This is a genomic window from Pseudoalteromonas sp. 11L1, assembly GCF_055397545.1.
On sequence record NZ_AP041141.1, the window covers coordinates 3114214 to 3137671 of the forward strand.

The window sequence follows — 23458 nt, forward strand, 5'->3', positions numbered from 1 at the left end:
ACATCGAAGGTAACAAATAAAATGATAAATAAAATAGGGAAACGTGCATTCGCCATTGTTTTTTCAGTTTCAGTGCTTAGTTTAGGGGCTTGTTCGTCTGCACCTGACCAAGAAGACATTCAACGAGTACCAAACAGATCAGCACAAGCACTATATGAAGATGCAAAACAAACGCTTGATTCTGGTTTATACGCACGTGCAATTGAGCTGTTAGCGGCAATTGATTCTCGCTACCCGTTTGGCCCGTTTTCAAAGCAAGTACAAATGGATTTAGTGTACGCACATTACCAATCAGGTAATACAGAGCAGGCACTTGCTACCATTGACCGTTTTATTCGCTTAAACCCAAACCACAAAGATTTAGATTACATGTATTACATGCGTGGCTTGGTTAATATTAAAGCGGATAAAAATGCTTTCCAAGAGTACTTTGGTGTAGATAGAGCCGACAGAGACGCTAAACGTACCCGTGTAGCTTATACCGACCTATCAACCTTAGTTAAACGTTTTCCAGAAAGTGACTATGCGCCAGAAGCTAAACGCCGTTTAGTTTGGCTATTAAACCGCATGGCACGTTACGAGCTAAAAGTTGCGACTTACTACTACGAACGTGAAGCCTATTTAGCAGCTGCGAATCGCGGTAAGTTTGTGGTAGAGCACTACTCACAAAGTAGCTACTTGGATGCGGCACTAGCCATGATGGAAAAAAGCTACGATAAGCTTGGATTGACTGAATTAAGTGAGAATGCAGCGCAAACGCGCAAATTTAACAGTAGAAATAAATAATACGAAAAAGGCGCTACTTTCAAATAAAAGTAGCGCCTTTTTTACTCAAGACTACGATTATATCGCGTCTTCATCTTCTTCTGCAGTACGAATACGAACAACACGCTCTACCTCAGTGACAAATATTTTACCATCACCAATTTTGCCTGTTTGTGCGGTTTTAACAATCACATCAATAGCGCGTTCAACATCTTCATCACCAAGCACAATATCTAACTTTACCTTTGGTAAGAAATCAACCATATACTCTGCGCCACGGTATAGCTCGGTGTGACCTTTTTGACGACCAAACCCTTTGACTTCACTTACTGTCATACCCGTAATGCCAACATCAGATAGTGCTTCGCGCACATCATCGAGCTTAAACGGTTTAATGATTGCTTCTATTTTTTTCATATTAGTTACTTTTGAAAGCCTCAGTTGCCTCGATTTTAGACAATCATGAGGTTCATAGCAAACAAAGTGATTGAATAGCACAGGTGAAAAATAATCATGGTATGATTATTTTAATAAAAATAACTATACTAGGGTCTGTTGACCTTTCAACATCACCGAGTTAATGAGATTTATATGAAAACCAAGCATACAGGATTTACTCTATTAGAGTTAATGGTTACCGTTGCTATTGTTGCGATAATAGCAAGTATTGCAATATGGAATAGTAGCGATATGCTGGAAGAAAATCGAGGCGAAAACTTTTTATTGGAGCTTAAGCGTAATATTAGTTTTGCGCGCTCACAAGCAGCTAGTACTGATGAGATTGTGGTTATTTGTGCAGCTCAGCATTCGGAGGTTAAAAACAATGATGATAGTATGCAATGCCGAGCAAGGTGGGATCGTAATAAAGTTATTATAACCTTTATTGATGCAAATAATGATGGTCAATATAATTCTTCCTCTGACAGCTTAATTCGCGTCATGGAAAAAATTAGCCTTAATGATAAGGTAACATTCACAGCTGGAGATAGACGGATACGGTTTAACACCAGCGGTCGTATCACCACTAAACCTGGAAATTTTATTTTTTGCCCTAATGGTACTAATGAAAATAATAAAGGGTTAACACTGTCTCAATCAGGAACTGCTTTTTATATAGGTGACACAACTCAAACCTGCAGCTAAAAGCCATTTCATACTTTGTCGTTTTTTGATTATTTACTAAACTAATATAATGGACTGTTCAATGTAAGGCTTCAGGGATGAAGTTAATTATAAGTGTTCACAAAAACGATGGCGTTACGTTAGTAGAATTACTAGTAACCATTTTAGTTATTGCAATACTGAGTCAACTCTCTTTGTCGTTTGCTCCTGACTTCTTGGCGCTCAATCGCGCAGATAATCAGGTTAGTCTATTACACCGAAATATTAATTTAGCACGTCTTTATGCTATAGAGCATGGCAACTACGTAACGCTGTGCGCTTTGAAAGATAAACAATGTTTAGATGGTGAGTGGCACACGGGTGTGTCACTTTTTACTGATCATGACAAGTCAACATCTTTGGATAATGACGAACGTCTTATTAGTACCTTTGAACATACCCATCCCTCTGATAGCTTAGAGTACCCCCGAACTGCAATAACTTTTAGACCCGACGGCTCTTTAAATGGCTTTCAAAATGGTACTTTTATCTATTGCCCTAATAGTGAAAAAGCAAACCTTGAAGGGCTTGCTCTATCTATAAGTCAAACAGGTCGCATAAGGATAAAGTCCACAAATAGATGCAAAAATAACTAACCTGAATTCTAGTTAGGGGGTTTATAGTGTAAAAAGCCAGACTTCACGTCAGTAGCTGGCCTATTGCAAGTAGGTTCAACGCAATTAGCGCTAAAAATAGCTGCTTGAGATAGGTATACAATTCAGAGTAAGGTTAATTAGCATCATCTACCCCAGCAATAGGTTATATCTGATTTACCTTTGGTGCCTTTAGCCCCTTTTAAGCCTAAATCATTAATAGACAATTCAGTACAATCAGTATCCCCTTTAACAGCTCCAGCGATGGGTTTCGCTGTAATTGTAAATTCATTACTATTAACCACATTTATTGCTAACTCAAAATGCCCGTTTTCAGTTTTACTTTGAATACCTAAGTCACTAAACGAAGTTGAATAAACTCGGTTATCTACAAAGTATTGCTCTTGCTTATTTGCCGCATCTAACAGCGCAGATGCAGCTTCTGCGCGTGATGCCCTTTTTACATACTCTGTGTAATTCGGCAATGCAATTGCGGCAATAATGCCAACAATCGCTACTGTGATCATTACCTCAATTAATGTAAATCCTTGTTGTGTCTTATTCATATACAGCCCTTAATTGTTTATCTCATCGTTTTCTTCACGCTTATAAATATATGTTTGCTGCGTTTTAAAGCCAAAGCCAATGGGCTCCTTATCATTAACCAGCTGAATTTTACCATCAACCACTTTTAAACCAGGTCCTGTAACTTCTGCCGGTTTAAGAGGATTTTCGGCTTGCTCACCTTTTATCCCAGGGCCAATCAAGAAAAACTGACTTTCTTCGATAACGTCTTCTTCTGGATTATCATCACACTTTCCATCACCATTCGAATCGGTACAAGAGTTAGTTGCACCAAAATAAAGCTGTGGTGTATCGGGTACGTCATAACTGGTTGCAAATTTGAGCTGATCATACACTTTTGTACCATAATGCAAATGAAATGCATAAAGCGCACCACCGCCCCCACTTAAAGAACATTGATTCTCTACAACAGCATCAGATGCTGGCGTGAAAGAGGTAAAATAAGCAACCCCACCAACAACAGTAGCTGCAGCTAATGACTTTTCACCTTTGGCTAATTCATAGCGCCATCCTTTCTTTTTTGCCAACTCAGCTTCAACAAGATTAAAACCATCTATGTCATCTAGAGTATTACCAAACGGGTCATCGTTCATAATCATTAAGTCGGATGTTTTAATTGCAGCAGGCGCATTGATTTTAAATGAGCGTGTCAGCGTATTTTCATCACGAATCATAAACAACTGATCTTGCTCATTTGTATTCGTTGGTTTTGAACGATTACCACTGCCAATAACAACTGCATCATAAGGAGTATCTAAACGGGTAATAACTTTATCACCGTTGATGGACGTCTCCGTTACTTTACTAAACAAGGTACGCGCAATCAAAGGTTTATAAAAGAAGCGTCTATCTTGGGTATTTTGATTGCTACCAAGCTCTGCAAGTTTGAAATGACTAAACTCGCTGCTATCTTCTCCTGGCATATCAATTCGCCAAATATTACCACCGGTGTCTGAAGCATAAATTCGGTCAATATAGCCGTCATAATCTGAATCAAGCGTAGTTAAATCAGCGGCAATGCTATGTTTACCTTTAAAACCATTGCTATTTGGGGTTAATGCCCACACTAAGCTACCTGTTTTTGCTTCAACAATATAAATGCCTCGACCACGGGAATCCTCAGCTCTTATAGCCGCGTCTTTATTTGTATCGTAACCTGCACCAAATACGAGTAAAGGTTTATTACCAAAAGCTTTAATATAAGCTATTTGCGGTTTTGACCATGTTTGTGCTAATTCCGTAAAATCGCCTTTGCCGCCTTCAATTGGTTTGCTCCAAAGGCGCTTTGGCTGGTTCGGATTTGTAATATCTAAGCCATAGTAATTCTTACCACCACGACGCATACCAGCAAAAGCCCAAACAGCATCTCCCTTGCTAGCATCTATAATACCGTCATTTAAACCTTCGCTATTCAAACTCTTATTACTAAAGTAAACACTGATAGGGCCGTCCATGCCATATACCTTGCTATCTGCTTGTTTATTTCTGAGTGGCTTAATAATGTCAAATAATGCTGAAGGTATAAACGCCCAACTTTCGCTTACAGTCTCGCCGGCATCTTTAAACATATGTAAAAACCCAGCATTTGTTCCTATAAGAATTCGTATATCATCACTGCCATAGTCGATAGCAATAGGCTTGGAATGTAATGGGTCGCCAAAAATATCAGAGCGTTGATCTTGCGAAGAGCCATCTTTATCCTCATCATCAACGTCGACCCCTCTAGCCCAATTAACATCTTGGCTTGTTAAGGTTAGCGGGTTATCAACAATACCACTAAGAATATCGCTGACAACCGAAGTATCAAAACTAACAACAGAGCCTTGATTCTCCGTAAATAAATTACGAGCAAGCGGATCTATCGTGCTTAAATAATGATTCACACCACCTTGTGCAACCGCATTACCATCAGCGGGTTGGCCTGCAGGAAGCCAAAATGTTTTTGCATCTTTTGAGATTAAACCTTCGCTATTAAGAGCAGGCTTGTTAGTTGCGTCAACAATCTGACTACCTGAAACTTTTAACTTTTTGAGGTTACCACGCCAGCGCGCACCAGTTTCTGGATAAAACATTGCAAAATAAATAGCATCACGGCTTCGAGTTTGATCTACGTTATTACTGGCCACTGATGGCGATGAAAAACTATCGTTTACTTCACGAATACGAGAAATCGTATTTTTGAGTGCGTCTGATAATTGTGCTGCAGTATTTGCATGTAAATATTGTCCACCGCCGTAGTTTGCTGTCTCAGTAAGTAGGTTCTTTCCTGAGTTGCTCATACCCGTACCAAAACCAATAGGAAATACACGTCCAATATCAAGCACATTATTGGTTTTGCTATACAAATCAACTTTTACATCATCTGTACCATGGATAATTTTCGCCAATGCTGCTAAATAACTATTACTAACAGCAGGTGCATTTTCAGAAAAATAGTCATCATGGAGATTATATATATCATTATTTCTATTAGAGTCGTTTGTAGGGTCGCCGTCTGTCATTAAAATAATGTTGATACTATTATCACAACGTAATGGCTCACCCGCTACAGGGGCAAAGGGTGATTTATAAACTCCTGATGACTCTGCGGTAAAATCTCGATTATTAGTATTACCGCCATAGTAAACGTTTTGGCCTGTTATATATAAATACGCTTCCCACAATGTTTCAGTTAATGGGGTTGATCCGCTGGCAGGTAGCTCATCAACTTTATTTAGCAACGTTGATTTTGCAGCACCAACTCTGGCTAGTACATACCCACCATTACTACCATTAAAGCGCATTAAACCAAATTCGATATCATCATTATCGTTCACTAACTGTGTAATCGCATTTTGTGCAACTCTTAAACGACTATCACTACATGTGGCTTCATAATTGTAGTAACTAGTTCTTTTGTAACATTGCTCATTTCGTTTATAGCTATCTTTACTTTCAAAGCAATCAACCTCGTAATAGCTATTACCGCTTCTTTTGTAACACTTTTCTCCATCGACCACATCCCAGGCCATACTGCCCGAGGTATCAAAAATCATAATAACACGTGGCTTTTCATTAGTTTCCACATTGTGGTTAACATAGAGCTCAATGTCTTCACCATTCGCTGATAAACTAATTAATACACTAAATATAGAAATGAGTATTCTCTTTAACGTAAGCTTCATTTTAAATCCCCTTACTTATGCTAGCCATCTCTTGGGCTACGCCGGTCACAATTGTAAGCTGGTGCTTACTTTTAGAGCCATATTCTATGGTTGTTGAAACTTGTACCATGTTGCATGAGATACCAGCAGTAAAATTAAAACGACGAGGGCATTCTAAATCGAGTACACCATTATTTAAATTAATCATATTGCTTTTCATATCATCACGTTCAGCCATAACAATACCCTTGTCTGAAACTTCTTCAGGGGTCAAAAAGAACTGATTAGCAGCTCCTTTACTGACTTCGTCAGCAATTATGCGCTGCACTTCACCAATTAGTTGGTTTTCTGCAACCTCGCGCTCTTGGGCTGCGTTGGTAATTTTAATATCAATACTACTACTGCTCATTAAAGTAACCGCAATTCCTGTCACTGCTATGACCATAATAAGCGCTGTAATAAGTACAACGCCCTGTTGTTTATTTTTCATCTGCGTTAAATACGCCATAAATTTGCTCCCACGTTATTTAAACGAATAGTCGTCGTGAAAACAGTTCGTCTGAAATTATCTGAAAAAGTGAGAGTGCGACTATTAGCATCTTCCCCTAATACGTACGTTTGGTTCTTAATTTTAAGACCTGGATCAGGCTGCAATGCTCTGATCAATAAAAAAACTTGTACTGTTAAAATGCTTTTACGGTTTTCCCAGTCACTGGCATTCATATCATTGATGCTTTTGTATGTATCAACACGGCTGTCGCTGGTAGTATCTAGACCAAAAACAAAACGCATATTTTCCACGCCTTCCATTATGGTTTCAGTGTTTATAGACCCTCCCACCAAACGTTTTCGCATTAGTGCCGGTACAGTAAGGCTCTTATTATTTACCGTATAAGTTTGCTCTGAAATATAATAGCTGTGATGACTATACGGCCATACCGTCGCATTGATATTTACGCTAGTAGGGTCAACAATACCTCGCTCAAAGCGTGCATTTTCTTGCTCAGCAATAAAATAATTCTCATCGATTTGTGTTTCATTAACACCTGCGGCATCAACTTCTAGTTGATTACCTTGTAAAAACTTAACCTGTAAAATATCAGTCTCTTTAATTGGGTTTTTTACACAGTTGAGCTCATTCGAACTTGCCGCAGTTTTAGCGTATAAAGATCTAAAGTTACTACTACTTGTTAAATCTGGAAAACTGCCATTGTTAGCTCCTTCAAAGCAGTCATTAGTAGGATTTGACAATGATGATGTGTTTGCAGCGGTAAATGAATCATCATAAAATGTTCCCCAAAAACCAACTTGCTCAATATCTCGTTGCATAATATTTATAGCTAAACGGCCTGACTCTTGTAACTCGCCTATAGTCATTGTGTCTTTGGTGGTTACTTTCATACCGATATAAGTAAACATTACCCCACCCAAAATTAATCCCCCTATAAATAGAGATATCATCATTTCAATGAGTGTAAATCCTGTTTGCTTCATTTTAGCTCCTAACGTATACATAGCTATTAAGCACGACTAAGCGACGCTTTTTATCTGCGACGCCACAACTAATTTTACCTGTCGCCTCACTTGCTTTAAATTCTTGTCGACCCTGCCAAGAAACAATAACCTCAAGGTTATATGCTTTCCCACCAGAACCCGCTACCACTTCAGGGTTAATACACACAGTTGCACCATCAAGTGATCCGGTATTCTCTCGGGCTCGGATAGCACGTTTCCATTGCTCGATATCTAAACTAGCTATTTGTGCGTTACTACAAGAGCTTGTAAAACATGTTTTAGACGGTTTCTTAGTGGTTTCACTGGTAAACTCTACATCGTAAAGGGTCGCGAGTTGCGAAGTATCATTAGCTCGAATACGTTGAATAATATCATTACCAAGCGCAACAGCAGCAGCACGTTGCATTGAATCAAAGCTTGCTTGCTTTGCTTTTGCTTGCAGGGCTACAGCGCCCAATAAACCAAAGCTGAGAATAATAAACGCAATTAGGACTTCAATAAGGGTAAAACCTTTTTGCAATTTAAACGTACTCAAATACATAGTAAAACCAAATAATAATTACCTGATAATAAGTGTATGCAATTACAGATTAGATTCAACTAGAACCATGACTAACGGTTAATTATGTTGATAAGCGGTTAATAGGTAGGCGTATTAAAGTTCACTTTTTACGCTTTTGAGTGCTCGACGACTTACAGCTAACAAAGTAGTACAACCATCAAGTTCAATAACATGTTGATGGTTTTGAAGCGTATGTAGGGCAATAATTTTGTTTTTATTCACCAAAGTATGTCGATGAATTCTTAATAAATGATGCGGGTATTGCATTTCAAGATGCTTTAAACTGTCCTCAATTAAAGCTTCCCCTTGATCAAACACAACCTTGGTATACTTTTCCTCTGCGTTAAAATAAAAAATACTCTCTATTTCAACACTTCTGATAGTGCCAGCCAGTTGATACGTTACTTTTTCTGTTTGTTGCTGTTGCAGATGTACTCTGTTTAAACGTCCTAGCTGTTGTAATGCATGTTGCAAACTTTTTACTGATATAGGTTTTACCAAATACCCTGCTGCATTTAGTTGCAACGCATCAAGTGCATGCTCAGGGTGAGCAGTTATAAAAATAATTGCCGGCGGAACCGCAAAGCTATTGAGTTGATTGGCCACTTCGATGCCATTTAAGCCTGGCATATCAACATCTAAAAACACTAAATCAGGCTGAAGTTTTTTTATTTTTATTAAAGCGTCATTGCCATTACCGGCCTCACCTTGCACTTGAATAGATGTATGGCTCTGACTAAGTAAACGTTTTAAGCGTGCTCTGGCTAAAGGCTCATCATCTACAATCAGTGCATTCATAACATGTGCTCTGTTTGTTTTGGAATAACCACTTTAACTCTAAATTTATTTTCTTTGTTAGTTATTGTCAGTTGCGCCTGATCTTTATAATAAATACTTAAACGAGAACGGATATTATCAATTGCCATACCGTTATGCTCTCTAGTATTAGCTGCTTCAGCAGACACAGGATTAGTTACAATCAAGGTTAAATAATGTGTTGTAACATGCAGTTCAATACTAATGGTAGCACCACTTTGGCTGGGCTCTACACCATGACATACTGCGTTCTCTACCAAAGGTTGTAATGTTAGATATGGAATATAGAGCGTAGGGAGGTTTTCTGGTAATAACCACTCAACCTGTAAACGCTCAGCAAAACGCCATGATTCAAGAGCAATATATTGTTTAGTTAATATTATTTCATCACTGAGTAATACACTTTGCCCTGAACGCATTGCAGCTTGCGAAAGCGCTGCTAATGCCAAAATAGCATGCTCTGCAGCCTCAACATCATGATGCGTTAATTCTGCTGCCGTATTCAAACTATTATATAAAAAATGGGGTCTGATCCGCGCCTGCAAAGCATCAAGCTCTGCACGAGAGAGTGCTTTGGCTTGCTGCTCTTTTTCAAAATGAATAAGCAAAAATTGTACAAAAAGTAAGGTAAGCAAAAATACAATAATGCAATTACGTAACACAAAAAACGTAAGTTGTTTTTCGTTTTCTATATCAAAAGCAATATAAGAAAAAGCCAGACTAAATAAAGCAGTACTCAAACTATATACAGCAATAAAAAAACTAAGCTGAATAAACTGAGGCTGTTTTGCAAGAAATCGGCGACAAATATATATAAAAGAGGTGCTTACTAATACGGTTACATGGAGAAATAAACTAATCTCTCCCAAATGCAGCCATATGTCACCGCCAGCATTAGGAGCAAAAGCTAAAATAATAGCCACGACTTGGGTTACTATGAGGGATGCAAGTACACCACGCTCATTAAAAAGGGCCGAAAAAAGTAGTGCATCTGGTGTCAGTTGCTTACTCATTCGACCCTCCTTTTATCTATTAATAGACTAACGCAGCTCTACTGGCACAGCAAAAACAATGTTTTCTTCTTCACCTGGGTTTTCTGTTACTTGTTTGCCACCAAGCTCTTTTAAGCGTGTAATGACTTGCTGAACTAATACTTCAGGAGCTGATGCACCGGCAGTCACACCTACACTGTTGATACCATCAAACCATGATGCTTCAACATTACTAGCATCATCTATTAAGTAGGCCTGTGTACCCATTTTATCGGCAAGTTCCCGTAAACGATTAGAGTTAGAGCTATTTTTAGCACCCACAACTAATAACACATTCACTTTATCAGCTAAATCACGAACCGCATCTTGGCGGTTCTGTGTTGCATAGCAAATATCATCTTTACGTGGACCATCAATTGTAGGAAATTTACTACGTAAAGCATCAATCACATCGGCAGTGTCATCTACTGATAGAGTTGTTTGGCTGCAGTAAAAAAGGTTATCCGCATTTTTTACATCAAGCTTTAATACATCATCAACTGTTTCAACAAGATAAATACCACCTTGCTGATTATCGTATTGCCCCATGGTACCCTCAACCTCAGGGTGTCCGTGGTGACCAATTAAGATGCATTCAATACCTTTTTTACTAGCACGGGTTACTTCCATATGCACCTTAGTCACTAACGGACAGGTTGCATCAAATACTTTTAACTCTCTGCGTTTAGCCTCTGAGCGAACAGCCTGAGATACACCATGAGCGCTAAAAATAACAATACTATCGTCAGGAACCTGATCAAGTTCTTCAACAAATACAGCACCGCGATTTTTTAAACCATCAACCACATAACGGTTATGCACCACTTCGTGACGCACATAGATTGGTTTTTCAAAAATATCCAAAGCGCGCTCAACAATACTAATTGCGCGGTCAACACCGGCGCAAAAGCCTCGTGGATTAGCTAATAATATTTCCATTAGCCTTGCACCTCAATAATATCAACCTCAAACGTTAAACGCTGACCCGCTAATGGGTGATTAAAATCGATAGTAACTGACTCACCTTGCACTTCACGAACCAAACCCGGAAGTTCAGTACCATCAGGTTGGGTGAACGCAATAATCGCACCTACTTTAGCCGGTGTTTCTGCACCAAACTTACTACGATCTACATAATAAATATTATCTGGATTGGGTTGACCAAAGGCATCCTCAGGCTCAAGCTCAAATGTTTTGCTTTCACCCGCAGTTAGGCCAAGCAAACATTTTTCAAAGTTAGCGGTTAAACTGCCATCACCCATAGTGAGCTTGGCAGGTTTGTTATGCACTTTTGTTGAGTCAGCGGCAGAGCCATCTTCTAGTTTAATAGAAAAATGAAAAATAACGTCTGAGTTTTCACCAATTACAGCTTGGCTCATGCTTTATGCTCCTTTGGTTCTTCGCCTGTAAAGGCGTCAAATAGTAATAACGCAGCGCCTACACAAATAGCACAATCTGCAATATTAAATACGGGGAAATGTGAGTCTTCGTAAAACACATGTAAAAAGTCAATAACGTAACCATAAGCAACACGGTCGTATAAGTTACCAATAGCACCCGCTAACACTAACGAGTATGCACCGCACAATACTTTATTAGACGCAGGAAGGCGCTTTAACCACCATACCAACAAACAACTAATTGCAATTGCTATTACACTTAAAAACCAACGTTGCCAGCCACCCGCTTCGCTTAAAAAGCTGTAAGCTGCACCGTAATTATGTACATAAGTGATACTAAAAACAGGCAGTAGATTAATTGACTCACCATAGGCCATGGTGTTTACAACCAGTGTTTTACTGGCAAAGTCTATTACTAGTAGTAATAGACTCAACCAAAGCCACACTAAACCACTTTTTTGGGCTAGTTTGCTCACTAAAAACAACTCCTAAGCGAATTGACGCTTTTCACCTTCACCGTCAACGTTACTAACACAACGACCACAGATTTCAGGGTGCGCAGGTTCAATACCTACATCTTCACTATAATGCCAACAGCGCTCACACTTTTTAGCATCAGTTGCTGATACGCTAATGTATAAACCTTCAATTTCGGTTGCTTGTGAATCTGCAGGCTGGCTCTCTACTTCAGTAACATTTACAGCTGAAGTGAGTAACACAAAGCGAAGTTCATCACCTAGTGCAACCAGTTTTGCAGCAAGTTCTTTACTTGCAAACAGGTTAACCGTTGCTTGCAACGTAGCGCCAATCACTTCTTCTTTACGTGCAGCTTCTAGCAGACGGTTCACTTCGTCACGCACATTTAAAATAGCTTGCCAATCTTCATTACTAAACTTGGTCGTAGTTGGTGCTTGTAAGCCCTCATACCAAGTTGAAGTAAATACATAGTCACTGCGCTCACCTGGAAGTGCTTCCCAAATTTCTTGTGCTGTAAAGCTCATGATTGGTGCCATCCAACGCGTCATCGCTTCAGCAATGTGGTACAGCGCAGTTTGACAAGAACGACGTGCATGACTGTCGCTTTTTGCCGTGTACTGACGATCTTTTATAACGTCTAAGTAGAACGAACCAAGCTCACCGGTACAGAAGTTCATTAGCTTTTGCGTCACTAATAGCATTTGGTAGCTATCGTACGCCGCTAAAATATCATCTTGTAACTGTGCAGCACGCCCTACAATCCACTTATCAAGCTCAACCATATCATCAATAGCAACTTGATCTGTTTTTGGATCAAAACCGCTAAGGTTAGCAAGTAAGTAACGGCTAGTGTTACGAATACGACGGTAGCGATCTGCTGAACGTTTGAATATTTCATCTGATACCGTCATTTCTGCCGTGTAATCAGTTGATGCTACCCATAAACGTAAAATATCAGCACCTAGTTTATTCATCACATTTTGTGGTGAAATAACATTGCCTAATGACTTAGACATTTTGCGGCCGTTTTCATCAACCGTAAAGCCATGCGTAAGTACTTGCTTGTAAGGTGCATGACCATTAATTGCCACAGAGGTCATCATTGATGACATAAACCAACCACGGTGTTGATCTGAACCCTCTAGGTATAAATCAGCAGGACCGGTTAAATCTTCACGCGCATCAACAACACAGGCATGAGTTACACCTGAATCAAACCACACATCGAGTGTGTCTTGCACTTTCATGTATTGTTGTGCGTCTTCTTCACCTAGTAAAGTAGCTGGGTCTAAGTCATACCAAGCTTGAATACCTGACTTTTCAACAAGCGCTGCTGCTTGCTCAATCAGCTCTTGAGTATTTGGGTGTAATGCACCCGTGTCTTTATCAACAAACAGCGCAATAGGTACACCCCAAGTACGTTGGCGTGAAATACACCAATCAGGGCGGCCTTCAACCATGTTAGCAATACGGCTTTCGCCCCATTCAGGTAACCACTGAGTATTTTTAATTTCAGCCAGTGAATCTTGGCGCAAGTTAGCCTGATCCATGCTAACAAACCATTGTGGTGTGGCACGGAAAATAATAGGCGTTTTATGGCGCCAGCAATGTGGGTAGCTGTGCGTTAATGCATGATGATGCATTAGGGCATTATTTTCTTTTAATACCTCAATTACACTCGCATTGGCTTTAAACACATGTTGACCGGCAAATAATTCAGTATCAGGTAAGTACACACCGTTTGCGCCAACAGGGTTAGCTACTTCAAGGTTGTACTCAAGGCCTGCCACGAAATCTTCTTGACCATGACCTGGTGCAGTATGCACGATGCCGGTACCAGAATCTGTTGTTACGTGCTCAGCAACAATAACAGGAACATTAAAGTCATAAAAAGGATGTGCTACGGTTAAGTTTTCAAGTGCTGCGCCTTTAACATAGCCAAGGATATGGAAATGGTTAAAACCAAAACGATCCATCGCATCTTTAACCAGCTCAGAACCTATAATAAGACGTTGCTGAACGCCTTCATCTTCTACTTGTACTAGCGCGTATTCTAAATCAGCATGTACAGCTACCGCACGGTTTGCAGGCAAAGTCCATGGTGTCGTAGTCCAAATGACGGTTCCTACGCTACCTGTTCCTGTATGGCCAGCCGCTAAATCAAACGCATTAACTACCGCATCTTGATCTGTAAAAGTAAAACGTACATCAATAGCTGGAGATTGTTTATCTTGGTATTCAACTTCGGCCTCAGCTAATGCTGAACCACAATCTGTACACCAATGCACAGGCTTAGCACCTTTATGAAGGTGACCATTTTTTATAATGCGGCCCAGTACACGGATGGCATTAGCTTCAAAGTCGAAGTTCATTGTTAGGTAAGGTTTATCCCAATCACCAAAAACGCCTAAACGTTTAAAGTCTACTTTTTGGCCTTCCACTTGCTTTTTAGCATAGGCACGACATTTCTCACGAAACTCTGCCGCAGTTACCTTAACACCGGGTTTACCAACTTTTTTCTCAACCATTAACTCGATTGGTAAACCATGACAGTCCCAACCTGGTACGTATGGCGCATCAAAGTCTGATAAAGTTTTAGACTTAACAATAATATCTTTTAATATTTTATTTACTGAGTGGCCTAAATGGATATCGCCGTTTGCATACGGAGGGCCGTCATGCAAAATGAAAGTTTTTTTACCTTTCTTCGCGCTGCGAATTTGACCGTATAGGTCGTCTTCATACCATGCTTTAAGCATTTTTGGTTCACGTTGTGCCAAATTGCCACGCATTGGAAACATTGTTTCCGGTAAATTCAAAGTATGTTTGTAGTCGCTCATTAATCCTACTTTCCGTTTCTATCGGCTACCTAATTTAAACCAAAACACTGCTTAGCGGCGGCAACATCGGTTGCTATTTGTGCCGTCAGTTGTGTTAATGTCTCGAATTTTTTCTCATTGCGGAGCTTTTCAATTAACTCCACATGCATAAATTGTCCATAAATATCTTGTGCAAAATCAAAAAGATGAACTTCCAATAAGGCACGAGTTCCATTAAACGTGGGTTTGTTTCCAATGTTAGCCACCCCAAAAACTTGCTTTCCTGCGATCATCACTTGAACCGCAAATACACCATTGACCGGACAAACTTGACGTTTTAGCGCAATATTTGCCGTTCTAAAACCCAGTTCGCGGCCTTTTTTCCAGCCATGAATAACACGTCCAGATATTGCATAATTATGCCCAAGCATAACTTTTGCACTAACTAAGTCACCTTCAGCAAGTGCTTCTCGTATCAAGGTGCTGCTTACTCTAGCATTTAATTGCCTAAAGCTGGCAGTGCTTTTAACACTCATTCCCACTTGGGTGCCCATAGTTGCCAATAGACTAAAGTTACCTTGGCGCTGTTTACCAAACCTAAAATCATCACCAACCGTTAATGCTTTAACGCCCAACTTTTTAATTAAAATATCGCTAACAAACTGCTCAGCATGCATGTTTGCAAAAGCCTGATTAAAGCTAATACAAATAACGCGTTCAATTCCTAAGTTACTCAATAGACGAAGTTTATCACGCAGTCGAGTCAGCCTAGCCGGAGCGTTATTTTTTGCAAAAAACTCCTGTGGCTGAGGCTCAAATAACATTACGGTGCTGGGTAAATTATTTTCTTTTGCATCAGCTAAAAGCCCTTTTAATACGGCAGCATGACCCAAATGAACACCATCAAAATTACCAATGGTCAGCACACAACCAAAGTGTTGTGGGCGTATATTGTGTATACCTCTAATTAACTCCATGCCACCTAATGCCTTTTTCAGCGAGCGATAAAATGCGACCTCGGGCCGCAGAGTGTCCGATTATAATCTTTTTTTTAATTTGATTCAGTAATTGCTACACTTTTTATCGTATTTAGTCTAACACCCATCAAAAACAACATAAAAAAGTAACTAACAATCGCAATAATTAATAACACAACCAATAACATAACTTGTTCGCTAAAGTGCCAACTAACCCAGTCATATTGCCTACTGGTAAACCAAACCAATGCGCCCATTGTTATACTTGCCAACAAACACTTCAAAGTGAAGTAGCCACTCATGCTGGAAAACTGATAAACATTCTCTTTTTTAAGCTGTCGATACAGTAAGTAGGCATTACAACTTGCCGACATTGAGGTTGCCAGAGCCAAACCTAAATAGCCAATAAATGGTGCCAGCATAATATTAAACACCATATTTAGTACCAAAGTAATAATACCAATGCGTACCGGTGTTTTAGTATCTTGGCGAGAATAAAACCCAGGCGCGAGCACTTTAATTAACATAAAACTGACTAATCCCACTGAGTAGGCAACCACCCCTAAGCTCACCGCCTTAACATGATCGATGCCCGCTTCTTTGAAAGCGCCATGATCAAACAGCACGGTAATAATAAGCGGGCTTATAATCATCAATCCTATCATTGCTGGAAGCCCTAAAAAAATCACAAACCTCACTCCCCAATCTAGGGTATGTTGAAAGTCGCTACTTTTTTTACTGCTGTGTAATTTTGACAGCGCAGGCAAAATTACCGTCGCAATACCAATGCCAAATAAACCAAGTGGGAATTCAATCAGTCTATCTGAGTAATACAGCCAAGCGATAGAACCTGTCATCAATAATGAAGCTATTACCGTATCGAGTAATAAGTTAATTTGACTAATTGATACACCAAATAAGGCTGGGAGCATTAACTTGCGTACTTTTTTCACATTTTCATCTTGCCAACCCCAGCGCGGGCGCGCTAGCATTTTTGCTTTATACAAAAACGGCAGTTGAAATAATAGCTGTACCACGCCTCCTAAAAACACGCCAACAGCTAACGCATAAGCGCCTACAGAAAATTGGTCGTGTAATAAAATGGCACAACTAATGATGGATACATTGAGTAACACCGGGGTAAAAGCCGCAACGGCAAAACGATTATAAACGTTCATCACCGCGCCACTGAGCGCCACAAGGCTTACAAAAAACAAATAAGGAAAAGTCAGTTTTAATAGCGAACTAGCAAGCTCAAACTTTTCTGCGTCAGGCCCCCCTTGCCACCAATCAATAAACCAACCAGTACCAAATAATGCAGCAATAACAGGTGATGCTATTACACCAAAAAGTGTCACTATCAGTAAAATAGTGCCTAACGTGCCGGCGGCTTGGGCAACAAATATTCTGACCTTCTCATCGCCTTGCTGCTGTTTAATTTCACTTAATACCGGTACAAATGCTTGCGCAAAAGCCCCTTCGGCAAATAAACGGCGTAAAAAATTAGGAATACGGTTAGCAAATAAAAATACATCGGCCGCAGCGCCTGCGCCCAACAGATTAGCCACGACGGCATCTCGTACTAGCCCTAAAATACGCGAGATCATTGTCATTGCACTTACAATCATCCCAGAACGAAACAAACCTTTTGACACTATAAATCCATATTAAAAACCAGCAATTAAGTTAATTATGCCATAGTCTTTTTTATAAATCGCTTTAAAGCACTAGGCTGGAACCCCTTGCTTTGTTACAATAGCGCTATTAACTGCTAAAGCGGCAAATTGATGTTCGTTATAAGGAGCAGTTTTTCTTGAATTGTTAAAATTAAATTGACATTCATGATAAAAACAGGCATATTCCACGGCCTTTAATTTAAGCTTTATTTAAGATTGTTAGGAGCAAACCTTGGCTAACATCAAGTCTGCAAAAAAACGCGCTATCACAAGCGAAAAAAACCGTCAGCACAACGCAAGCCGTCGTTCAATGATGCGTACTTACTTCAAAAAAGTAATCGTAGCTATTGAAGCTGGCGATAAAGAAGCTGCACAGCAAGCTTTTTCTGTTGCTACACCTATCCTAGACCGTTACGCAACTAAGGGTCTAATCCACAAAAACAAAGCTGCTCGTCATAAGAGCCGTTTAGCTGCTAAAATTAAAGCGCTATAATTTGTTTTTGCAAGATTAAAAAAACCGGCTTTTGCCGGTTTTTTTTTGCCCAAAATAAATACGCCTCTTAAACGTTATCAAGCTCTGGATAAAACTTTTTCAACATCGCCGCAATTTTCTTTGGTGAAAATGGTTTAACCACAAACCCTTTTGCCCCTCTTTCTATCGCATCCTTCACATTTTCAACGCCTGAATGAGCCGACACCATCACCACGTTTGTCTCTGGTGATAACTCATTAATTTGCGCAATAAGTTCTTTACCATCGCCATCAGGTAGTTCTATGTCTAAAAATATAATATTAAAATTGGCTGCGCGACACTCGCTAATACACTGCGCGGCCGTTGACGCTTCTTTTACATTCTCTATCCCTAAATGCATTAATGTTTGACTTAGAAAGCTACGCACAGTGCTAACATCGTCAACTATTAAAATAGATAGCTGCGTATTCATATACAATCCTTATAGGCTAAAGCCATGTCTGCGAAGTTGGTGATTTGCTTAAAATACAAATATTTACTTTATTATAGAGGGCTAAGCTAAAAAGGCCAGATTTGCTTTATGTCGAAAACCACAAAAAAAAGTCGCCGCAAAAAAAATAAAGCCGCTACTGTTAAACAAAGATCCAGTAATAAGCTTGCAAACACTGGCTCACAATTAAAACTACACTCAAGTAGCGCAAAGTGTGGCATCAAGTTGACCCTGCTTTTTATTTTCGCGATATTATTATTTATACTTGTTTTAATACCAAAGCCGAGTTTACTTACTTATAAAAAATCATCTATGGTAAGCCAAAGTGTGTATTGGCCAGGGTTGTTTTCAAGCGAACCAAAACTACTGGACTCAACCCTACACCCGCGACTGGATAAGGAGCATAGAACCCTTTACCTATGTATTGATTTACAGCAACCGCAGAGCTGCCAAAAATATCGAATTATTGCTGAGGAAGGAATATTTTCAGTATTGCTTACTTACTTTTAACATTAAAAAAACTAATCTGAAAATTTAAAATTACTTGGTTGAAAGCTGTGCAAAAGATCAACATAATGGCGCTCCTTTTTTCAACAACTGAACTATTGAAACGACCATGCTAAACGAGCTAGATTGGCTTTTAAATACATTACTACTTGCACTAGGTTTAGGTGCATTCTTTATTAACCAACTGACACTGCTTCGCGTTGCAGCGATTAGTGCTTGTGGTTTGTTATTCTTATCATTTAGCTTAGATCTTATGTCGTCGAGTATTATTTCAAATATGAGTTTAGTTTTGATCAACACATTTTATTTGTTTAAAGTTTATACTTTTGGACAATTTACTGTATCTCAGCACTAATTACTTCCCCTTAGAATATTTTATAGCCCAGTTTTTCTGGGCTTTTTTTATTCTACAGCTTTAAAAATCTTGGGTCTTAGTTTGAACTAAGTTAAAATTTATCTCGTATTAGGGTCTGTTGACCTTTCAAGGTTAAATTTGCAGCAGTCTGTTTGGTATTTAGGCAAGGCAGAGCCTATGTGGTGTGGTTATTCCCCATAAATAGGTGATAACGCAGCATCAATGCCAAACAGGCGCTGCCCTTAGGGTTCTGCCTAGGGGCGATTTACTCTTTGTTGCTCGGTTTTTACTTAGCCCACTAGGTTACAAACCGAGCGCCGCGATTAAACCGCCCCTAGTTTGAACAAATTTCAATCCGCAAAGGTCAACAGACCCTTGCCTAATTTGAGATAAGCCCATGCCGTTGTCAGATTTCGATTTATTCTTATCCTCCATGGAAGATGTTACCCCTATCAGTCACGATACAGTGACATTGCCACCTAAAAACCATAAAACAGTTATCGCTCAGCAAGAAAAAAACAAAGCGGCACAATTAAATTTAAGCAGTGAACAATTTAATTCGTTAGATGAACCACTAGAATTGCTCGACCCACTCGCCATATTAAGTTTTAAACGGGATGGCGTGCAAAGCCCGGTTTTTAAAAACGTAAGATTAGCTAAATATCAGCTCGATGCGACATTAGATTTACACGGGCAACTTTTGAAAAATGCCCATGCTTCGTTGCTTGCCTTTATTAAAGATTGCCACCAGCGCAATATAAGGATGGTTCTTGTTCGTCATGGAATAGGTATTAAAAATAAAGCCAAACCGGGGATTTTAAAAAGTTACGTAAATCAGTGGCTGCAAACAATTCCTTGTGTTTTAGCATTTCACACTGCACTCAGGCAGCATGGAGGAAGTGGGGCAACATATGTCTTACTAAAGAAGAGTGATGATAAAAAGCATCAAAACAGAGAAATTCACAGCAAGCGCAGTTAAATCTTGCTGTGCTAATAAGGGTTAGTTAAGCATCAACGCTGCCGCATTAGCTTGATTAAACCACGCAGATATTCCTAAAATAATGATAGATACAACAACAATGCTAATTTTTGCGCCCCCTTGATTGGGTTTCATAATTCATCCTATTTATTATTTTTGTTAGAACAGCTTTTAACAATAGTAAAAATTACAAATGTTAACAAGCTGTTTCTGTTAAAAATTAAACAAATTTTAATCCTTGAAGGCCAATAACTCTAAATTAATAACCTTGCTGCTTATTAATACAATTTATTAATGGTTGTCTCGCTTTCAAACGCAAAATATTTTCTGCTATTTGCTTAATAACACTATCTAGATCTGACAACGCAGCACAGTGCGGCGTTAAAGTAATATTTGGGTGCTGCCAATAAGGGTGTTCGCTTGGTAGTGGCTCACAGGCAAATACATCAAGCGTTGCTGCTCGTAAACGTGCGTTGTTGAGCGCATCGAGCAAATCAGCTTCAACGACATGCTCACCTCGGGCCACATTAATAACCACGGCATGCTCAGGAAGTTGCTTAAGCAACTGTTGATTAATAATACCTTTGGTATTGCTAGTAAGTGGCAATAGGCAGATTAAATAATCTGTGTGCGCTAACATCTCGGTTAAGCCCTCATCCCCATGATAAAGTGTTGCTAATGTTGATGTTTTAGGGCTTCTGTTCCAAGCATTAACTTTAAAACCATTATTAGCTAACCTGTAGGCACAGGCTTGGCCTAATTCGCCAAACCCTAAAATACTGACTCGATCGTGCCTATACGCTCTTTTGGGTTTCCATTCACTTTGCTGTTGTTTTAAAAAATATTCTTTTAATCGCAATTTTTGCGCTAATACATGGGTAAGAACATATTCAGCCATGTCGTTAGCCAACTGTTTATCGACAATCCGCACCACTTCAACATGTGCAGGTAGTAAACTTAAATCGATACTATCAACCCCAGCACCAAACGATGACACAGCTTTTAAATTTACCAACTTTAGCCATAAAGACGCGGGCGCATTCCAAGCCAGTACAAATTCTACACTTGCAAAATCTTGGCAATCATCAAGCTGCTCAATGTGAATATTGGGTAATTGCGCTTTCATTTTTGCAATTAATTTTGTGTTATCTCGACCGGTAATCGCGACTAAAACTGACATGATGATTCCTTAAAAAGTAACCGTAAATAATAGTACTGATATGGTTCAATTCAATAGTAAGTAAACGGTTTTAAAAAGTCACACAACTGACCGCGTATTGTCATATCTGCACTCTAAGCTAAACATATTGGCCTTAGCCTAGTATAAAAAAAGAGGTGCGTATGATCAGTGTAGATAAAGTAATAGCAACCAATTTACCACAGTTAACTAACTCATTTAAAATAAAAAAACTGGTAAAAAAAAGTCTTAGCTACTTATTACATGAACAAGAATTTACAAACTTTGCAACTGCCTATCCCCACCTTCAAGGAATAGAATTTGTAGAGCAAGTACTTGATGAACTTGATTTTGAAACTCGTTATAAAGCTAAGCAAATAGAAAATATTCCCAGTGAAGGAAAAATTGTCATTATTGCAAACCACCCTATCGGCTCCTTAGATGCGCTTGCATTAATTAATGTGTTATCAACAGTGCGTTCCGATTTAAAAGTGGTGGCTAACCGTATGTTAATGACCGTTGACGCCATGCATTCGTTATTACTGCCAGTTGATAACCTATCAGGGCAAAGTAAAAAACAAGAGCTGAGTAATATCCACCAGCACTTAAAAAATGAAGGAGCGTTACTTATTTTCCCTGCCGGTGAAGTTTCTCGACTTCGTCCTACGGGTATAAAAGACTGCAAATGGAACAGTGGCTTTTTACGCATTGCAAAAAAGGCTAACAGCCCTATTTTGCCTATTTATATTAAAGCCAGAAATAGCCCGCTGTTTTACGGCGCATCAATGCTTTATAAACCACTGGCTAGCTTGTTACTGGTAAAAGAAATGTTTAAGCAACGTCAAAAATCACTCGAGTTTGAAATTGGCGCTTCTATTGCCCCTGAGTCTTATTTAATCCCAGACTTAAAAGACAAAGAAGTGGTTGAGCTAATCCGTAAGCAACTATACCGTTTAACCACAAAAAAAACGCTACCATTAAAAACTCATGCTCCGATCGCCTCTCCTGAATGTAAAAAAGAATTAAAAAAAGCCATAGAATGCTGCGAACATTTAGGTAAAACCAGTGATGGCATGGTGATTTATTTGTACCAATACCAAGGAAGCTCTCCCTTATTTCGTGAACTGGGCCGCTTACGAGAAATCGCTTTTCGGGCTGTAGGTGAAGGTAGTGGAAACCGCCGAGACATAGATAAATACGATATGCACTATCAGCACTTAGTATTGTGGGATGAACATGCACTAGAGTTGGTGGGTGCTTACCGATTAGCTTGTGCACAGGATGTGATTGAACAACACTCACAAAGTGGGCTTTATACCGATAGCCTATTTAATTATACCCAAGATATGAATCCTTATTTTAAACAAGGCATAGAGCTAGGCCGAAGCTTTGTACAACCTAAATATTGGGGCAGAAAAAGTCTCGACTACTTATGGTATGGTATTGGCGCTTTTATAAATCGCTACCCTCAATACCGTTACTTATTTGGTGCGGTGAGTGTGTCAAACGCACTACCTGAGCAGGCAAAGTCTTTATTAGTGCATTATTATCAGCACTATTATGGCTGTGAAAAATCACTCGCAACGCCTAACAATGCTTTTCGTCACACACCTGATCAGCAAACTCAGTGCACTAACTTGTTCGAGGGTAATAATATAAAAGAAGATTTTGTAGAGCTTAAACACATACTCGCTAACATGGGCACGCATGTACCCACACTATTTAAACAATATACAGAGCTATGCGAACCAAATGGTGTTAAATTTTTAAGCTTTAGTATTGATCCACAATTCAATAATTGTATTGATGGCCTAGTATTGGTTGATCTTGAAAAAGTAAAACCAAGCAAAGCAAAGCGCTACTTGGGTACTGATAAATCAGCATCAGCAAGTTAAAGCGTTAACCCTTAATCGAATAACTATTAAAGCGGCATTAAGCGGCGCTTTAATAGTTATTAA

Annotated in this window: 23 protein-coding genes; 7 read left to right on the top strand and 16 right to left on the bottom strand. The window is 39.3% G+C overall.

Annotated features, from left to right (window positions below; genetic code table 11):
- The first annotated feature begins 21 nt into the window (after nucleotides 1-21).
- Complete coding sequence (locus ACZ5WS_RS14520) at nucleotides 22-786, top strand: outer membrane protein assembly factor BamD (RefSeq protein ID WP_138607642.1); 765 nt, start codon at nucleotides 22-24, stop codon at nucleotides 784-786.
- Between the two features lie 57 nt (nucleotides 787-843).
- On the opposite strand, the gene ACZ5WS_RS14525 is transcribed toward ACZ5WS_RS14520, so the two are convergent.
- Nucleotides 844-1182, bottom strand: coding sequence for a P-II family nitrogen regulator (locus ACZ5WS_RS14525; protein WP_008114445.1), 339 nt, complete (start codon nucleotides 1180-1182; stop codon nucleotides 844-846).
- 174 nt (nucleotides 1183-1356) lie between these two features.
- Between ACZ5WS_RS14525 and ACZ5WS_RS14530 the strand changes: the two genes are divergently transcribed.
- Nucleotides 1357-1908, top strand: a complete 552-nt coding sequence (locus ACZ5WS_RS14530; protein ID WP_138607640.1) for a GspH/FimT family pseudopilin — start codon at nucleotides 1357-1359, stop codon at nucleotides 1906-1908.
- 77 nt (nucleotides 1909-1985) lie between these two features.
- Nucleotides 1986-2522, top strand: coding sequence for a GspH/FimT family pseudopilin (locus ACZ5WS_RS14535; RefSeq protein WP_138607638.1), 537 nt, complete (start codon nucleotides 1986-1988; stop codon nucleotides 2520-2522).
- A gap of 143 nt (nucleotides 2523-2665) precedes the next feature.
- Here the strand turns inward: ACZ5WS_RS14535 and ACZ5WS_RS14540 are convergent, their stop codons facing one another.
- The 13 genes from ACZ5WS_RS14540 to murJ all read right to left on the bottom strand — a co-directional run bounded on the left by ACZ5WS_RS14540 (nucleotide 2666) and on the right by murJ (nucleotide 17457).
- On the bottom strand, nucleotides 2666-3085 hold the full coding sequence (locus ACZ5WS_RS14540; RefSeq protein ID WP_464709436.1) for a type IV pilin protein: 420 nt from the start codon (nucleotides 3083-3085) through the stop codon (nucleotides 2666-2668).
- Between the two features lie 9 nt (nucleotides 3086-3094).
- Nucleotides 3095-6268, bottom strand: a complete 3174-nt coding sequence (locus ACZ5WS_RS14545) for a pilus assembly protein (protein ID WP_464709438.1) — start codon at nucleotides 6266-6268, stop codon at nucleotides 3095-3097.
- A gap of 1 nt (nucleotide 6269) precedes the next feature.
- On the bottom strand, nucleotides 6270-6755 hold the full coding sequence (locus ACZ5WS_RS14550; protein WP_464709441.1) for a pilus assembly PilX family protein: 486 nt from the start codon (nucleotides 6753-6755) through the stop codon (nucleotides 6270-6272).
- The gene (locus ACZ5WS_RS14555) at nucleotides 6743-7741 is read right to left on the bottom strand and encodes a PilW family protein (protein ID WP_464709443.1); all 999 of its coding nucleotides are present in this window, start codon (nucleotides 7739-7741) and stop codon (nucleotides 6743-6745) included. The genes ACZ5WS_RS14550 and ACZ5WS_RS14555 overlap by 13 nt, the downstream gene beginning before the upstream one ends.
- A gap of 1 nt (nucleotide 7742) precedes the next feature.
- Nucleotides 7743-8303 carry a type IV pilus modification protein PilV gene (gene pilV / locus ACZ5WS_RS14560; RefSeq protein ID WP_464709446.1) on the bottom strand — a complete coding sequence of 187 codons (561 nt, stop codon included), beginning with the start codon at nucleotides 8301-8303 and terminating at the stop codon, nucleotides 7743-7745.
- Nucleotides 8304-8417: 114 nt separating this feature from the next.
- A complete protein-coding gene (locus ACZ5WS_RS14565) occupies nucleotides 8418-9122 on the bottom strand; it encodes a LytR/AlgR family response regulator transcription factor (protein ID WP_138607626.1) in 705 nt (234 codons plus the stop codon).
- The gene (locus tag ACZ5WS_RS14570) at nucleotides 9119-10153 is read right to left on the bottom strand and encodes a sensor histidine kinase (protein ID WP_464709451.1); all 1035 of its coding nucleotides are present in this window, start codon (nucleotides 10151-10153) and stop codon (nucleotides 9119-9121) included. The genes ACZ5WS_RS14565 and ACZ5WS_RS14570 overlap by 4 nt, the downstream gene beginning before the upstream one ends.
- 27 nt (nucleotides 10154-10180) lie before the next feature.
- Nucleotides 10181-11110: a 4-hydroxy-3-methylbut-2-enyl diphosphate reductase gene (gene ispH, locus ACZ5WS_RS14575; RefSeq protein WP_198522263.1), complete on the bottom strand. Its 930-nt coding sequence runs from the start codon at nucleotides 11108-11110 to the stop codon at nucleotides 10181-10183.
- Complete coding sequence (gene fkpB / locus ACZ5WS_RS14580) at nucleotides 11110-11550, bottom strand: FKBP-type peptidyl-prolyl cis-trans isomerase (protein WP_010391275.1); 441 nt, start codon at nucleotides 11548-11550, stop codon at nucleotides 11110-11112. Before fkpB ends, ispH begins: the two co-directional genes overlap by 1 nt.
- On the bottom strand, nucleotides 11547-12047 hold the full coding sequence (gene lspA / locus ACZ5WS_RS14585) for a signal peptidase II (protein WP_131690731.1): 501 nt from the start codon (nucleotides 12045-12047) through the stop codon (nucleotides 11547-11549). The genes fkpB and lspA overlap by 4 nt, the downstream gene beginning before the upstream one ends.
- Nucleotides 12048-12059: 12 nt before the next feature.
- Nucleotides 12060-14888 (bottom strand): isoleucine--tRNA ligase, encoded by a 2829-nt coding sequence (gene ileS / locus ACZ5WS_RS14590; protein ID WP_178955523.1) that lies wholly within the window; start codon nucleotides 14886-14888, stop codon nucleotides 12060-12062.
- Between the two features lie 29 nt (nucleotides 14889-14917).
- Nucleotides 14918-15844 carry a bifunctional riboflavin kinase/FAD synthetase gene (gene ribF / locus ACZ5WS_RS14595; protein WP_075170608.1) on the bottom strand — a complete coding sequence of 309 codons (927 nt, stop codon included), beginning with the start codon at nucleotides 15842-15844 and terminating at the stop codon, nucleotides 14918-14920.
- Nucleotides 15845-15918: 74 nt separating this feature from the next.
- On the bottom strand, nucleotides 15919-17457 hold the full coding sequence (gene murJ / locus ACZ5WS_RS14600) for a murein biosynthesis integral membrane protein MurJ (protein WP_041709107.1): 1539 nt from the start codon (nucleotides 17455-17457) through the stop codon (nucleotides 15919-15921).
- Nucleotides 17458-17752: 295 nt separating this feature from the next.
- On the opposite strand from murJ, the gene rpsT reads away from it, so the two are divergent.
- Complete coding sequence (gene rpsT, locus ACZ5WS_RS14605; protein ID WP_008114420.1) at nucleotides 17753-18013, top strand: 30S ribosomal protein S20; 261 nt, start codon at nucleotides 17753-17755, stop codon at nucleotides 18011-18013.
- A gap of 67 nt (nucleotides 18014-18080) precedes the next feature.
- Here rpsT and ACZ5WS_RS14610 read toward each other — a convergent pair whose 3' ends face one another.
- Complete coding sequence (locus ACZ5WS_RS14610) at nucleotides 18081-18464, bottom strand: response regulator (RefSeq protein ID WP_138607618.1); 384 nt, start codon at nucleotides 18462-18464, stop codon at nucleotides 18081-18083.
- Nucleotides 18465-19098: 634 nt separating this feature from the next.
- On the opposite strand from ACZ5WS_RS14610, the gene ACZ5WS_RS14615 reads away from it, so the two are divergent.
- Together ACZ5WS_RS14615 and smrA are read left to right on the top strand one after the other, a co-directional pair.
- Complete coding sequence (locus ACZ5WS_RS14615; RefSeq protein ID WP_008114416.1) at nucleotides 19099-19344, top strand: hypothetical protein; 246 nt, start codon at nucleotides 19099-19101, stop codon at nucleotides 19342-19344.
- 397 nt (nucleotides 19345-19741) lie between these two features.
- Nucleotides 19742-20323, top strand: coding sequence for a DNA endonuclease SmrA (smrA, locus tag ACZ5WS_RS14620; protein ID WP_178955521.1), 582 nt, complete (start codon nucleotides 19742-19744; stop codon nucleotides 20321-20323).
- A 259-nt stretch (nucleotides 20324-20582) separates the two neighbouring features.
- Here smrA and ACZ5WS_RS14625 read toward each other — a convergent pair whose 3' ends face one another.
- Nucleotides 20583-21503, bottom strand: coding sequence for a 2-hydroxyacid dehydrogenase (locus tag ACZ5WS_RS14625; protein ID WP_464709460.1), 921 nt, complete (start codon nucleotides 21501-21503; stop codon nucleotides 20583-20585).
- A gap of 161 nt (nucleotides 21504-21664) precedes the next feature.
- Between ACZ5WS_RS14625 and olsF the strand changes: the two genes are divergently transcribed.
- Complete coding sequence (gene olsF / locus ACZ5WS_RS14630) at nucleotides 21665-23395, top strand: bifunctional ornithine lipid synthase OlsF (RefSeq protein ID WP_464709464.1); 1731 nt, start codon at nucleotides 21665-21667, stop codon at nucleotides 23393-23395.
- Nucleotides 23396-23458 lie beyond the last annotated feature (63 nt).